Below are 13,861 nucleotides of genomic sequence, written 5' to 3'. Positions count from 1 at the left end.
TCCGAGGTGTTCACACCGCCGCTGATGCGGGCAGCGATCGACCTTTCGCCTTATCGCCTCGTTAAAGGCTAGAGGTCTGGCGCATTTATGCATAAAATATAAGATTGCTCTTAACTCAAACTGAATAGTAATCAAACAACAAGGGTGACATGACTCAGCAGCAACCCATACAGGATGCCGTGCCGGCGCGCAGCGTTAAAAGCTCCCCATTATTATTTCAGGCCGGCGTGTTTGTCATCATCGTTGCCGCCACGCTGATCCTCTTTAACAGCTGGCAAATCTGGAACGCACACCAGCGCGATCTGCGCAGCGCCGAGCATGAATCCGCCAACCTCGCCCGCTCGCTGGCACAGCATGCCGACGATACTTTCATGCAGGTGGACGGCAATCTGCTCGATCTGACCGAACGTCTCCAGAACGACGGACTGGGGCCATCGCAATTGACCCGGCTGCAGCGGGTGATGCAAACCCAGGTCGGCAACCTGCCGCAGCTGCATGGGCTGTTTCTCTACGATGCGCGCGGCCGCTGGCTGGCGACCTCCTCGGGCAAGTTCATCAAGAACGCCAACAACGCCGATCGCGAGTACTTCATATACCATCAAAACCGCGACGACGGCGGCCTGTACATCGGCAAGGTGATCCGCAGCCGCACCACCGGCGATCTGATCATTCCCGTTTCGCGGCGTTTCAACAACCCGGACGGCAGCTTTGGCGGCGTGGTGCTGGCGACGCTGTACATCGATTATTTCCGCCAGTTTTACGATAGCTTCGCCCTCAACACCGACGCCTCACTGAACCTGCTGCTGGCGGACGGCACCATCCTTTACCGCCGCCCTTACTCGGCGGCGTCGATCGGTAAAAACATCGCCAAGGGTGTGCTGTTCAGCGAAATTTTGCCGCATTCGGAATTCGGTAACGCCACCATCACCTCGCTGTACGACAAAGTGGAGCGCATCTACGGCTATTCGCGGGTCAACCGCTTTCCGCTGGTGATCGCCGCCGGGCTGTCGAAACGCGACGCGTTGGCGGACTGGCGCACCGACGCCGGCCTGTTCGCCGTCGGCGGCCTCTCGCTGCTGATGATCCTGTTGGCGATGGGCATGGTGCTGCTGCGGCAAATCAAGCACAGCATGCAAACCGAAGCCGAGCTGATGCGCACCCGCGATCAGCTGACCAGCATCAACCAGATGCTCGAAGAGTTGGCGCTGCTGGACGGCCTGACCGGGCTGGCCAACCGCCGCCAGTTTGATATCGCGCTGAAGAACGAGCTGGCACGGGCTTCGCGCAACTACCGCAGCGTGGCGCTGCTGATGCTGGATATCGACTATTTCAAACAGTACAACGACAGCTATGGCCACGTCGCCGGTGACCAATGCCTGCAGCAGATCGGCCAAACGCTCAAAGGGTTGGCGTGCCGCAGCAACGACGTTCTGGCGCGTTACGGTGGCGAAGAGATGGGAATTATCCTGCCGGATACCGACGTCCAGGGCGCACTGATTTTCGCCGAACGCGTCATCAACGCGGTGCGCGATCTGAAAATTCCGCATCAGGGTAATCCGCACGGCATCGTCACCATCAGCATCGGTATCTGCGCCAAAGTACCGCATATGTATAACGATACGCCGATCAGCTTTATCAATGAGGCGGACAGTGCGTTGTATCAGGCCAAGAAAAAAGGCAAAAATTGCATTTACGGCGCTTAATCATCAATCGGGCCACCAAATTTTGGCGGCCCGATTTATTACCAACCAAAATGAAATAATTCCTCTCCGCAACATTATTTTCCCGGGTTACCCTGCGCTCTGAATAAAATAACGCCAATAATAAGCATAATATTTATTTCCATTAAAATTCAACAAGATAAAAAATCGCCCTTCCACAGACAATTCGTGCCATTTTTGATTATTCGTGCCTACGCGCAGCCCCGTTTAGCCCTCGTTTACTTTTCATTGGTATTGCCGGTGATATCCTTATCAGGACTATTCTCTATATCAGGAAGCCATCGCACGCTTCGGCGCACTGCGCCCTGCTGATACATCCATAATAGAACCCACAAATTTCACGTTGCAATTGAGCGGCCTGTTGACGCCGCTCCAGCCAGCCACTGCGCAAGCCAGTGCAGCCAATCACGCGGCAACCTGAAAGACGGGAATAAAGCGATATAGATTTGCGAGGAGATCTCATGCCTACTGGCGATATTATGCGTGAACAGGCCGTCCTGACGCTGCCGTTGCGACAATGGGCGGCAGCGGAAGCATCCAGCGCGGTCAGCGAACTGGAACAGGGCAAGGTACTGTTTCTGCCCGAACTGGCCTTCCCCCTGTCTGAACAGGAAATGCCGCTGCTGGATCCGACGTTGGTCGATCCGAAGCGCAAAAACATCAGCTATCAGCCGCTGTCCGGCAAACTGAGCGGCGTCGCCGTTGCGGAACGCCGGCAACAGGTTCAGCAACTGCTGGAGCGCTATTATCAATCTTGCCGCCAGCTGATCGCCGGGCTGTTGCCCGAGTATCAGGAGGCGCTGCACCACCCGACCGGCAGCCTGCGTTTGCACCCGGTTTCCGCCTGGCGGGCGACCAGTTCCTGGCGCAAAGACGACAGCCGCCTGCACGTTGACGCTTTCCCGTCGCGCCCGAACTACGGCGAACGCATTCTGCGCATTTTCACCAACATCAACCCGCACGGCGAGCATCGCCAATGGCGCGTCGGCGAGCCGTTCCCTGAGCTGGCGGCACGCTTTATGCCGCGCCTCGCACGCTACTCCGCCCTCAGCAGCTGGCTGCAGCATCAGGTGCGCATCACCAAGACCCGCCGCAGCCATTATGACCACCTGATGCTGCAGTTGCATGACGCCATGAAGGCCGACGGCGATTATCAGCAACGGGGTCCGCAGCTGGCGCTGGAATTCCCACCGGGCAGCAGCTGGATTTGCTTCTCGGATCAAACGCCGCACGCCGCAATGGGCGGCCAGTTTATGCTGGAACAGACCTTCCTGTTGCCGGTGAACAAGATGCAGGATCCGCAGCGTTCGCCGCTGAAAGTGCTGGAACAGCTGCGCGGGCAGCCGCTGATCTGAATGGCTCGCCGCCGCCGGGATGCCGGCGGCGGCGAAACGCGCATTATGCCTCGAAGTCCCCTTGCTGGCGCGCCACCAGCGTCAGAATGCTGTAGAGCGCCACCGGTTGCTGTTCCTGATTCAACACCTGAACATCCCACACCACCACGCCGTGCGGCCGATCTTCGGCGGTTTTTTGCGGCTTGCGGATTTTCTTTTTGCAGGTCAGCCGCACCTGAATGGTGTCGCCGATCTTCACTGGTTCGATAAAGCGCAGATTCTCCATGCCATAGTTGGCGATCACCGGCCCGACGGCGGCGTCGACAAACAGCCCGGCCGCAGCGGACACCACAAAGTAACCGTGCGCCACCCGCTCGCCGAACAGCGAATCGGCGGCGCCGATCTTGTCCATGTGCGCGTAAAAATGGTCGCCGCTCAGGCAGGCGAAGTTGACGATATCCGCTTCGGTCACGGTGCGGCGCGCGGTCAACAGGCTGTCGCCCAGCTGCAGCTGCTCGAAGTATTTCCGGAACGGGTGCACCGGATGTTCGGCGACCGGCGCACCGCGCACCCATTCGCCGCCGATGGCCGCCAGCATCGCCGGGCTGCCCTGGATCGCCGTGCGCTGCATATAGTGCTTCACCGCGCGCAGTCCACCCAGCTCTTCACCGCCGCCGGCGCGCCCCGGGCCGCCGTGCACCAGCATCGGCAACGGCGAGCCGTGGCCGGTGGATTCCGCCGCCGCCTGCTCATCCAAAATCAGCATACGTCCGTGAGCGCAGGCCGCCGCGCGGATAAAGCGCTTGGCCACTGCCGGATCGGCGGTCACCAGCGATCCCGCCAGGCTGCCCTGCCCCAGCAACGCCAACGCGATCGCCTGCTCGGTATCCGCATACGGCATCAGCGTCGCCACCGGGCCGAAGGCCTCAGTGCCGTGCACCGCCTGATGGGTGAACGGATCGGCGCAATACAGCAGGGTCGGCGGATAAAACGCCCCACCGCGCGCGCCGTCGCCCATCACTTCCAGCTTATCCAACGACGCGCCGCACAGCGGTTCGCAGCCGTTGCGCAGCAGGAACTCCACCTTGCTTTGCACATCATCACGCTGCTCGTGGCTGACCAGCGCCCCCATGCGCACCTGCTCCAGCTGCGGGTCGCCCACCGTCACCCCCGCCAGACGCTGCAACAAGGCCTGACGCACCGCCGCCACCTGCGCCGCCGGCACGATGATGCGGCGGATCGCGGTGCACTTCTGCCCCGCCTTGGCGGTCATTTCACGGCACACCTCTTTGATAAACAGCGCAAATTCCGGCATCTCCGGCGTCACGTCTTCCGCCAGCACGCAGCAGTTGAGCGAATCCGCCTCCATGGTGAACGCGATCGATTTTTCCAACAGGCGCGGATGCGCCCGCAGCCGCTGGCCGGTCTGCGCCGAACCGGTGAACGTTACCGCATCCTGATAATCCAGGTGCGCAAACATGTCGCCGACGCCGCCGCATACCAACTGCAGCGCGCCTTCCGGCACCAGCCCGCTGTCGACGATCAGCCTGACCATCGCCTGCGTCAGCTGCGCGGTGGCGGTGGCCGGCTTGATGATGGCCGGCATGCCCGCCAGCCAGGTCGGCGCCAGTTTTTCCAGCATGCCCCAGCAAGGGAAGTTGAAGGCGTTGATATGCAGCGCCACGCCGGGGCGCGAGGTCAATACGTGGCGGGCGGCGAACTGCGCCTGCTTCGACAGCGGGATCAGCTCATCTTCCGGCCACAGCGTATCGTCCGGCAGATCGCGGCCGGCCATGCCGGCATAGGCGAACAGCGTGGCGATGCCGCCTTCGATATCGACCCAGCCGTCGCTGCGCGTCGCCCCGGTTTGATAGGAAATCTGATACAGCGCCTCTTTATGCGCCAGCAGGTGTTTCGCCACCGCTTTCAGCATCTGGGCGCGCTGCTGGAATGTCATGTGCGCCAGCGCCGGGCCGCCGTGGCTGCGGGCATAGCTCAGGCTGGCCGCTAACGGCAGGCCGTCGGAGCAAACCTGGTACAGCGCTTCGCCGGTTACGGCGTGACGGATCTCGCGCGCCTCTCCCTGCCCGTACACCCAGGCGCCAGAAAGATAACTGTGTAACTGCTGCATGTGCCCTCCGGAATTCATAAATTTTCACCATACAGCTTAATTACGTATCACATAAATGCCAGTCGACGCCAAACTGAATTTTAACAAAAACAGAACAAGAAGCGCTTTCAAGCCGTTTACCCTGGCATTAATACGGAGTCACTTTTTATATTTATAAAATAAAATCAAATGATTAACAAAAACACTTGTGAGTGCGCTCGCAAAACCACATAAATCTCGTTTGATCTTTTTGTTATCAGTTTGTAGCCTTATGGTTAGTTAAAGTGATTCACATTTTTATATTTAATGTGAAAAATACGAATCACCAAGAGGCAAGCATGACAACTGACGCACAGTATCAGCAGCATTTCGACGACAAGATCGCGGCGGATATCGCCATTGAGGCTAAAGACTGGATGCCGGACGCCTATCGTCAGAACCTGATTCGGCAGATCGGCCAACACGCCCACTCGGAAGTCATCGGCATGCTGCCGGAAGCCAACTGGCTGACGCGTGCCCCCACGCTGCGCCGCAAGGCGGTGCTGCTGGCCAAAGTGCAGGATGAGGCCGGCCACGGTCTGTACCTCTACAGCGCCGCCGAGACCCTCGGCTGTTCGCGCCAGGACATCTACCAAAAGATGCTCGACGGCAAGATGAAATACTCCTCTATCTTCAATTACCCCACGCTCAACTGGGCGGATATCGGCGTGATCGGCTGGCTGGTCGACGGCGCCGCCATCGTCAACCAGGTGGCGCTGTGCCGCGCGTCCTACGGCCCCTATGCGCGGGCGATGGTGAAGATCTGCAAAGAGGAGAGCTTCCACCAGCGCCAGGGCTACGAGGCGGTGATGGCGATGGCCAACGGCAGCGACACGCAGCGCGCCATGCTGCAGGACGCCATCGATCGCTTCTGGTGGCCGGTGCTGATGATGTTCGGCCCGAGCGACGCCGACTCCCCCCACAGCGCCCAGAGCATGGCGTGGAAAATCAAACGTCACAGCAACGATGAGCTGCGGCAGAAGTTCGTCGACAACACCGTACCGCAGCTGGAAGCGCTGGGCATGACGGCGCCGGATCCGGATCTGCACTGGGATGCCGCTGCCGGCCACTATCGCTTCGGCGAGATCGACTGGAGCGAGCTGCATGAGGTGATCAAAGGGCGTGGCCAATGCAACCACGAACGCCTGCAGGCCAAACGCCGCGCCTGGGAAGACGGCGCCTGGGTGCGCGACGGCGCCATGGCCCACGCCGCGAAAAACGCCGCTTCCGCCGCATAGCCAACATAAGGAACCGAGATCATGAGCCACGTTGAATGGCCGCTGTATGAAGTGTTTATCCGCAGCAAACAAGGGCTGGCGCATCGCCACGTCGGCAGCCTGCACGCCGCCGACGACCAAATGGCGCTGGAAAACGCCCGCGACGCCTACACGCGCCGTAATGAAGGCTGCTCGATTTGGGTGGTGCAGTCGCGCCATCTGATCGCCTCGCAGCCGGAAGATCGCGGCGCGTTCTTCGATCCTTCCGAAGACAAGATCTACCGTCATCCGACGTTTTACACCATTCCCGACGGCATCAAGAACATGTAGAGGCGACCATGACGGTTAACGATCCGCGCATCAGCTATTTGCTTCGCCAGGGCGACACGCCTCTGATCCTCGCCCAGCGCCTGTGCGCCTGGTGCGGCCACGCGCCCGAGCTGGAGATCGATCTGGCGTTGGCCAACATCGGGCTCGATCTGCTCGGCCAGGCGCGCAACTTCCTGGGCTACGCCGCCGAACTGGCCGGGCCGCCCTGCAGCGAAGACAGCCTGGCCTTCGGGCGCGACGAACGCCAGTTTCATAACCTGCTGCTGGCGGAACAGCCGAACGGCGGTTTCAACGACACGTTGGTGCGCCAGTTCCTGCTCGACGTCTACCACGTGCAGCTGCACCAGGCGTTGAGCCGCAGCGGCGATGCGCAGATCGCCGCCATCGCTGCCAAGTCGTTGAAGGAGGCCGATTACCACCTGCGCTTCAGCCGCGGCTGGATGATCCGCCTCGGCGACGGCAACGACATCAGCCACCGCAAGATCCAGCAGTCGCTGGATAACCTGTGGCGCTTCACCGCCGAGCTGTTCCACGCCGACGCGCTTGAGCTTGAGCTGGCGGAACAGGGCATCGCCGTCGATCCGCGCGAGCTGCAGGCTCCCTGGCAAGCGCAGGTGGAAGAGACACTGCGCCAGGCGACATTGACGCTGCCCGCCGAGCAGGCGTTCCGTCACGGCGGCAAACAAGGCCGACACAGTGAACACCTCGGCCCGCTGCTGGCGGAGATGCAGTTCCTGCAACGCGCCTATCCAAACGGCCAATGGTAGGAGGCCGCGATGAACGTCACTCGTTTGCAACCCGCTGAAATCCCGCAGATTTGGCACTGTCTGCAACAGATCAGCGATCCCGAGCTGCCGGTGCTGTCGATCACCGATTTGGGCATGGTGCGCGACGTGGCGCGCGACGGCAACGGCTGGCGCGTGACCTTCACCCCCACCTACTCCGGCTGCCCGGCCACCGAATTTCTGCTCAACGCCATCGAGCAGCGGCTGACGGCCGCCGGCTTCAGCCCGGTGCAGGTGGACATTCGCCTCAGCCCGGCCTGGACCACCGATTGGATGAACGCCGACGCCCGCGAGCGGCTGCGGCAATACGGCGTAGCGCCCCCGCAGGGCCACACCTGCGATCGGCCGCACGCCCACGGCCCGGTCGCCTGCCCGCGCTGCGGCAGCACCCACAGCGAGAAGATCAGCGAGTTCGGCTCCACCGCCTGTAAAGCGCTGTACCGCTGCTGCGACTGCCGGGAACCGTTCGACTACTTCAAATGCATATAGGAGCGCTGACACCATGACGGTCTTTCATCGCCTGAACGTCGCCGCCATCGAGCGCGAAACGCCGGACGCCGTAGCCATCACCCTGCGGGTACCCGAAGAGCTGCAAAACCAATACCGCTACACCCCTGGCCAGCACCTGACGCTCAAGGCGCTAGTCAACGGCGAAGAGCTGCGGCGTTGCTATTCCATCTGCAGTTCGCCGCAGGAAGGCCTGCTGCAGATCGGCGTAAAAGCGATTGATCAGGGCCGTTTCTCCGGCTTCGTCAACCGCATGCTGAAAGTCGGCGATGCGCTGGAAGTGATGGTGCCGCAGGGGCGCTTCGGCTATCAGCCGCAGGCGGAGCGCAGCGGCAACTATCTGGCGATCGCCGCCGGCTCCGGCATCACGCCGATGCTGTCGATCATCAAGGCGACGCTGCAGCTCGAACCGGGCAGCAGCTTCACCCTGATCTACGGCAACCGCAACAGCCGTTCAATGATGTTCAAAGAGGCGCTGTCGGATCTGAAAAACCGCTATCCGCAGCGTTTTCAGCCGCTGTACCTATTCAGCCAGGAGAGCCTCGACAGCCCGCTGCTCAGCGGCCGCATCGACCGTGAACGCCTGGCGGCGATCGGCGGCGCGCTGCTGGATTTCCGCGACTATGACCACGCCTTCATCTGCGGGCCGGAATCGATGATGGACGACGCGCAGACCGTGCTGGAACAGGCCGGCGTACCGGCCAACCACATCCACAGCGAACGTTTCAACACCAGCGGCCTGGTCGCCCGCCCGCGCCACAGCGGCGATCGCAATGCCACCCGGGTGGCGATCCTGCTCGACGGCCGCCGATTGGATATCGAGGTCGGCGAACAGGACGACAGCATTCTCGATGCCGCGCTGCGCCAGGGCGCCGATCTGCCCTACGCCTGCAAAGGCGGCGTGTGCGCCACCTGCAAATGCCGGCTGAAGGCCGGCCAGGTGGAGATGGGCGTCAACTACAGCCTGGAGCCGGATCAGCTGGCGGCGGGCTACGTATTGAGCTGCCAGTCGTGGCCGAAAGGCGACGGCGTGGTGTTGGACTTCGACGTCTAGGAGCCGCGATGGATACCCCCTTTATTTTGCATCAGCAGCAACACCGCGTGGTCACGCTGACGCTGCATCGCCCGGAGGCGCGCAACGCCCTGAGCACGCCGTGCCTGGAACAGCTGGTTACCCGGCTGGAGCAGGCTGACGCCGACAGCGGCGTGGGCGCCGTGGTGATCGCCGGCGCGGCGCGCTTCTTCGCCGCCGGGGCCGATCTGCGCGAACTGCAACAACAGGATCTGCCGGCCGCGCTGGCGGACAGCCGTCCGCAGCTGTGGCAGCGGCTGGCGCAGTTCAGCAAGCCGCTGCTGGCGGCGGTGAACGGCTATGCCCTGGGCGCCGGCTGCGAGTTGGCGCTGGCCTGCGACATCGTTATCGGCGGCGAAAGCGCCCGCTTCGGCCTGCCGGAGATCACCCTCGGCCTGATGCCGGGCGCCGGCGGCACCCAGCGCCTGATCCGCTGCGTCGGCAAGGCGCGCGCCAGCCAGATGGTACTGACCGGCGAAGCCATCGACGCCCGCACCGCGCTGCAGGCCGGCCTTATCAGTGAAGTATGCGTCGATGCTCTGACGCTGGAGCGCACGCAGCAGATTGCCGATCGCATCAGCCGTCAGGCGCCGCTGGCGCTGCGCGCCGCCAAACAGGCGCTAAAACAGGCCGAGGAAATCGGCCTTAGCCAGGGGCTGGCGATGGAGCGTCAGCAATTTGTCACCCTGGCCGCCACCGACGATCGCCGCGAAGGCATCGCCGCCTTTTTCGAAAAACGTACGCCAAACTATCAGGGGCGCTGATTTATGGATAACGCATTGATTCTCAGCCATCTCGACGCCGGCGTGTTGACGCTGACCCTCAACCGGCCGGATCGGCTCAACAGCTTTAATGACGAGATGCATCGCCAGCTGAGCGAAGCGCTGACGCAGGCCGAGCGCGACGACAGCGTGCGCTGCCTGCTGATCGCCGGCGCCGGGCGCGGTTTCTGCGCCGGGCAGGATCTCAACGATCGCAACGTCAGCGCCGATCAACAAGCGCCGGATCTCGGCCTGTCGGTCGAACGTTTCTACAACCCCCTGATCCGCCGCCTGACCGCCCTGCCGAAACCGGTGGTATGCGCGGTCAACGGTGTGGCGGCCGGCGCCGGTGCCGCGCTGGCCCTGGCGTGCGATATCGTCATCGCCGCCGACAACGCCAGCTTTATTCAGTCGTTCTGCCGTTTGGGGCTGGTGCCGGATTCCGGCGGCAGCTGGTTCCTGCCGCGGCTGGCCGGCCACGCCCGCGCGATGGGCATGGCCATGCTGGGCGACAAAATCAGCGCCCAACAGGCGCTGGAGTGGGGCATGATCTGGCAGGTGGTGCCGGCGGATGAATTGGCCGACCGCACGCAAACGCTGGCTCGCCATCTGGCCACCCAGCCGACTTACGGTCTGGGGCTAATCAAGAAAGCCATCTACAGTTCGGCCACCAACAGCCTCGATCAACAACTCGATCTGGAGCGCGATCTGCAGCGATTGGGCGGCCGCAGCGACGACTACCGCGAAGGCGTCAGCGCGTTCTTCGCCAAGCGCACGCCAAACTTCAGCGGGAAATAGCCATGAACGCGTCCCTTCTTAACGGCCAGGTGGCGGTGATCGGCGCCGGCACCATGGGCATCGGCATTGCGCAGGTGGCCGCCGCCGCCGGTCACCCGGTGCGGCTGTTCGATATCGCGCCCGCCGCCGCCCAGCGCGCGATCGATGAACTCACTCGCCGCCTGCGCCAGCGGGTCGACGGCGGCAAGGCCGACGCCAACGCCACCGAGGCGCTGCTGGCGCGCCTCGAACGCGCCGATTCGCTCGAGCAACTGGCCAACAGCGCGCTGGTAATTGAAGCGGTGGCGGAAAATCTGGCGATTAAGCAGAGCCTGTTCCGCGATCTGGAAGCGGTCTGCTCGCCCACGGCGCTGTTCGCCAGCAATACCTCTTCGCTGTCGATCACCGCCATCGCCGGCGCCTTGCAACACCCGGCGCGCATGGCCGGGCTGCACTTCTTCAACCCGGCGCCACTGATGAAGCTGGTGGAGATCGTCAGCGGTCTGGAGACCGGGGCAGAGACCCTCGCGGCGCTGCAGGCTCTGGCGCAGCGCTGGGGTAAGCAAAGCGTCGTGTGCCGTTCAACGCCGGGATTCATCGTCAATCGCGTGGCGCGGCCGTTCTACGCCGAAACCCTGCGCGCGCTGGAGGAACGGGTGGCCGACGTCGCCACCCTGGATGCAGTCATGCGCGACGCCGGCGGCTTCGCCATGGGCCCGCTGCAGTTGACCGATCTGATCGGCCAAGACGTCAATTACGCCGTGACCGACTCGGTGTATCAGGCCTTCTACCAGGATCCGCGCTTCACCCCCTCTCTGGTGCAGCAGGAGTTGGTGGCCGCCGGACATCTCGGCCGCAAATCCGGCCGCGGCTTCTACCGCTACGACGCGCAACGCCCCGCCGCAGAGATGATCGCCTTTGCGCCGCCGGCGCAGGCCGCGCCGCCGCAACGCGTCACGCTGCACGGCGACTGGTCTTCGCTGGCCGATTTAGCGGAACTGTTGATCGAAAATGCGGGGGCGATCAAACAACCTGGCCAGACCAGCCCGTACCTCACGATCGACGACGTTACACTGATGTTAACCAATGGTAAAACCGCCGGCCAACTGGCCGACGAACGTGGAACGCCTGTGGTGCTGTTCGATCTCTGTGCCGACTATGCGCATGCCTCCGCCATCGCCATCAGCTGCGCGGCGCAAAACGGTGCGCAACACAATGCCAACGCGATTCGCCTGCTGCAGTCCCTCGGCAAGCAGGTCATTCAACTGCCGGATTATCCCGGCCTGCTGACGATGCGCACCCTGGCCATGCTGGCCAACGAAGCGCTCGACGTGGTGAACAAAGGCGTCGCCGGCGCCGAAGATACCGATCTGGCGATGCTGCGCGGCGTCAACTATCCGCGCGGCCCGCTGGCCTGGGGCGCCGCACTCGGCTGGCGTCACATTCTGACGACGCTGGAAAACCTGCAACGCTATTACGGCGAAGCGCGCTATCGCCCGATGCCGCTGCTGCGCCGCTACGCTTCCCCCGCCTCTTTCCCAGGAGCCGAACGATGAACGCCAATACGCCGCGCGCGCTGGCTCAGCGCTGCGCCGAACAGATGTTCCAGCAAGATACCTGCGCTCAGGCGATGGGGATGCACATCGATGCCGTCGACGTCGGGTACGCGCAGGTCAGCATGACCGTCGGCCCGCAGATGCTCAACGGCCACCAAACCTGCCACGGCGGCCAACTGTTCAGCCTGGCGGACACCGCCTTCGCCTACGCCTGCAATAGCCAGGGGTTGGCGGCGGTGGCCTCCGGCTGCAGCATCGACTTCGTCCGCCCGGCGCTGGCCGGCGATCGCCTCACCGCCAGCGCCCAGATGCGCCATCAGGGCAAAGCCACCGGACTGTATGACGTCGAAATCGTCAATCAACAGGGCAAAACCGTCGCCTGGTTTCGCGGCCGCGCGCACCGCCTTGGCCACAGCATTTTAGGAGATCAGGCATGAATCAGGCATTTATCTGCGACGGCGTGCGCACCCCGATCGGCCGCTACGGCGGCGCGCTGGCGCAAGTGCGCGCTGACGACCTCGCCGCCCTGCCGCTGCGCGTGCTGCTGGAGCGCCATCCGCAGGTGGATTGGGCACAGCTGGACGACGTGATCCTCGGCTGCGCCAACCAGGCCGGGGAAGACAACCGCAATCTGGCGCGCATGGCGCTGCTGCTGGCCGGATTGCCGGTCGGCGTTTCCGGCACCACGGTGAACCGCCTGTGCGGTTCGGGCCTGGATGCGTTGGCAATGGCGGCGCGCAGCATCAAAGCCGGCGACGCCGGGCTGCTGCTGGCCGGCGGCGCGGAGTCGATGACCCGCGCGCCGCTGGTGATGGGCAAGGCCGACAGCGCCTTCAGCCGCCAGGCGCAGCTGTACGACACCACCCTCGGCTGGCGCTTCGTCAACCCGCGCATGCAGGCCGAGTTCGGCACCGATTCGATGCCGGAGACCGCCGAAAACGTCGCGGCGCAGTTCAATATCAGCCGCGCCGATCAGGACGCCTTTGCGCTGCGCAGCCAGCAGCGCGCCGCCCGGGCGCAGGCGCTGGGCCACCTGGCGCAGGAGATAGCCCCGGTCAGCCTCACCGGTAAAAAAGGCGTGGTCACCCTGTTCAGCCAGGATGAACACCCGCGCGCCGACACCACCTTCGAGCAGCTGCAGGCGCTGAAAACCCCATTCCGTCAGCCCGGCAGCGTCACCGCCGGCAACGCCTCGGGCCTGAACGACGGCGCGGCGGCGCTGATCGTCGCCTCCGAAGCAATGGCGGTGCGCCAGGGGCTGACGCCGCGCGCGCGCATCGTTGCCACCGCCACCTGCGGCGTGGAGCCGCGGCTGATGGGCATCGGCCCGCTGCCGGCCACCCGCAAGGTGCTGGAGATCGCCGGGCTGAGCCTGGCGCAGATGGACGTCATCGAACTGAACGAAGCGTTCGCCGCCCAGGCGTTGGCGGTGATGCGCCAGCTTGGCCTGCCGGACGATGCCCCGCAGGTTAACCCCAACGGCGGCGCGATCGCTCTGGGGCATCCGCTGGGCATGAGCGGCGCGCGCCTGGCGCTGGCCGCCCTGTTTGAACTGGAACGGCGAGCCGGCCGCTACGCGCTTTGCACCATGTGCATCGGCGTCGGCCAAGGCATCGCCATGATCATTGAGCGTGTCTGACCCCTGAGGCTAA

The 13,861-nt window shown here is 63.3% G+C and carries 13 protein-coding genes; 12 read left to right on the top strand and 1 reads right to left on the bottom strand.

Annotation, left to right across the window (positions count from 1 at the left end; translation table 11 throughout):
• Window positions 1-149: 149 nt before the first annotated feature.
• Together AC2CGQ_RS04235 and kdoO are read left to right on the top strand one after the other, a co-directional pair.
• Window positions 150-1,703, top strand: coding sequence for a sensor domain-containing diguanylate cyclase (locus tag AC2CGQ_RS04235; protein ID WP_015378345.1), 1,554 nt, complete (start codon window positions 150-152; stop codon window positions 1,701-1,703).
• A gap of 479 nt (window positions 1,704-2,182) precedes the next feature.
• Entirely contained in the window at window positions 2,183-3,076 is an 894-nt protein-coding gene (gene kdoO / locus AC2CGQ_RS04230; RefSeq protein WP_015378346.1) for a Kdo hydroxylase KdoO, read from the top strand.
• Window positions 3,077-3,119: 43 nt separating this feature from the next.
• On the opposite strand, the gene paaZ is transcribed toward kdoO, so the two are convergent.
• Window positions 3,120-5,186, bottom strand: coding sequence for a phenylacetic acid degradation bifunctional protein PaaZ (gene paaZ, locus AC2CGQ_RS04225; protein ID WP_015378347.1), 2,067 nt, complete (start codon window positions 5,184-5,186; stop codon window positions 3,120-3,122).
• A 317-nt stretch (window positions 5,187-5,503) separates the two neighbouring features.
• On the opposite strand from paaZ, the gene paaA reads away from it, so the two are divergent.
• From paaA to pcaF, 10 genes are read left to right on the top strand one after another with little or no spacing between them, the layout of a single operon-like run.
• A complete protein-coding gene (gene paaA / locus AC2CGQ_RS04220) occupies window positions 5,504-6,442 on the top strand; it encodes a 1,2-phenylacetyl-CoA epoxidase subunit PaaA (protein ID WP_015378348.1) in 939 nt (312 codons plus the stop codon).
• A gap of 21 nt (window positions 6,443-6,463) precedes the next feature.
• Complete coding sequence (gene paaB / locus AC2CGQ_RS04215) at window positions 6,464-6,751, top strand: 1,2-phenylacetyl-CoA epoxidase subunit PaaB (protein ID WP_004935173.1); 288 nt, start codon at window positions 6,464-6,466, stop codon at window positions 6,749-6,751.
• A gap of 8 nt (window positions 6,752-6,759) precedes the next feature.
• Complete coding sequence (paaC, locus tag AC2CGQ_RS04210) at window positions 6,760-7,518, top strand: 1,2-phenylacetyl-CoA epoxidase subunit PaaC (RefSeq protein ID WP_015378349.1); 759 nt, start codon at window positions 6,760-6,762, stop codon at window positions 7,516-7,518.
• A gap of 9 nt (window positions 7,519-7,527) precedes the next feature.
• The gene (paaD, locus tag AC2CGQ_RS04205; protein ID WP_015378350.1) at window positions 7,528-8,025 is read left to right on the top strand and encodes a 1,2-phenylacetyl-CoA epoxidase subunit PaaD; all 498 of its coding nucleotides are present in this window, start codon (window positions 7,528-7,530) and stop codon (window positions 8,023-8,025) included.
• A gap of 13 nt (window positions 8,026-8,038) precedes the next feature.
• Window positions 8,039-9,097 carry a 1,2-phenylacetyl-CoA epoxidase subunit PaaE gene (gene paaE / locus AC2CGQ_RS04200; RefSeq protein WP_416604410.1) on the top strand — a complete coding sequence of 353 codons (1,059 nt, stop codon included), beginning with the start codon at window positions 8,039-8,041 and terminating at the stop codon, window positions 9,095-9,097.
• 8 nt (window positions 9,098-9,105) lie between these two features.
• Entirely contained in the window at window positions 9,106-9,879 is a 774-nt protein-coding gene (paaF, locus tag AC2CGQ_RS04195; protein WP_322192883.1) for a 2,3-dehydroadipyl-CoA hydratase PaaF, read from the top strand.
• Between the two features lie 3 nt (window positions 9,880-9,882).
• Window positions 9,883-10,674 carry a 2-(1,2-epoxy-1,2-dihydrophenyl)acetyl-CoA isomerase PaaG gene (gene paaG, locus AC2CGQ_RS04190; protein ID WP_004935188.1) on the top strand — a complete coding sequence of 264 codons (792 nt, stop codon included), beginning with the start codon at window positions 9,883-9,885 and terminating at the stop codon, window positions 10,672-10,674.
• 2 nt (window positions 10,675-10,676) lie between these two features.
• Window positions 10,677-12,209, top strand: a complete 1,533-nt coding sequence (locus tag AC2CGQ_RS04185; protein WP_414160198.1) for a 3-hydroxyacyl-CoA dehydrogenase — start codon at window positions 10,677-10,679, stop codon at window positions 12,207-12,209.
• Complete coding sequence (gene paaI, locus AC2CGQ_RS04180) at window positions 12,206-12,646, top strand: hydroxyphenylacetyl-CoA thioesterase PaaI (protein ID WP_033643614.1); 441 nt, start codon at window positions 12,206-12,208, stop codon at window positions 12,644-12,646. The genes AC2CGQ_RS04185 and paaI overlap by 4 nt, the downstream gene beginning before the upstream one ends.
• A complete protein-coding gene (gene pcaF / locus AC2CGQ_RS04175) occupies window positions 12,643-13,848 on the top strand; it encodes a 3-oxoadipyl-CoA thiolase (protein ID WP_021505792.1) in 1,206 nt (401 codons plus the stop codon). The genes paaI and pcaF overlap by 4 nt, the downstream gene beginning before the upstream one ends.
• Window positions 13,849-13,861 lie beyond the last annotated feature (13 nt).

Source organism: Serratia sp. DFXYC6 (assembly GCF_057196085.1).
The sequence above is the reverse complement of the archived record's forward strand: the minus strand, read 5'-3'. Positions and strand labels throughout refer to the sequence as shown.

Bases quoted from the DNA above. Each gene is read 5' to 3' on its own strand.
- AC2CGQ_RS04235 (WP_015378345.1), top strand. From the start codon at position 150: ATGACTCAGCAGCAACCCATACAGGATGCCGTGCCGGCGCGCAGCGTT.
- kdoO (WP_015378346.1), top strand. From the start codon at position 2,183: ATGCCTACTGGCGATATTATGCGTGAACAGGCCGTCCTGACGCTGCCG.
- paaZ (WP_015378347.1), bottom strand. From the start codon at position 5,186: ATGCAGCAGTTACACAGTTATCTTTCTGGCGCCTGGGTGTACGGGCAG.
- paaA (WP_015378348.1), top strand. From the start codon at position 5,504: ATGACAACTGACGCACAGTATCAGCAGCATTTCGACGACAAGATCGCG.
- paaB (WP_004935173.1), top strand. From the start codon at position 6,464: ATGAGCCACGTTGAATGGCCGCTGTATGAAGTGTTTATCCGCAGCAAA.
- paaC (WP_015378349.1), top strand. From the start codon at position 6,760: ATGACGGTTAACGATCCGCGCATCAGCTATTTGCTTCGCCAGGGCGAC.
- paaD (WP_015378350.1), top strand. From the start codon at position 7,528: ATGAACGTCACTCGTTTGCAACCCGCTGAAATCCCGCAGATTTGGCAC.
- paaE (WP_416604410.1), top strand. From the start codon at position 8,039: ATGACGGTCTTTCATCGCCTGAACGTCGCCGCCATCGAGCGCGAAACG.
- paaF (WP_322192883.1), top strand. From the start codon at position 9,106: ATGGATACCCCCTTTATTTTGCATCAGCAGCAACACCGCGTGGTCACG.
- paaG (WP_004935188.1), top strand. From the start codon at position 9,883: ATGGATAACGCATTGATTCTCAGCCATCTCGACGCCGGCGTGTTGACG.
- AC2CGQ_RS04185 (WP_414160198.1), top strand. From the start codon at position 10,677: ATGAACGCGTCCCTTCTTAACGGCCAGGTGGCGGTGATCGGCGCCGGC.
- paaI (WP_033643614.1), top strand. From the start codon at position 12,206: ATGAACGCCAATACGCCGCGCGCGCTGGCTCAGCGCTGCGCCGAACAG.
- pcaF (WP_021505792.1), top strand. From the start codon at position 12,643: ATGAATCAGGCATTTATCTGCGACGGCGTGCGCACCCCGATCGGCCGC.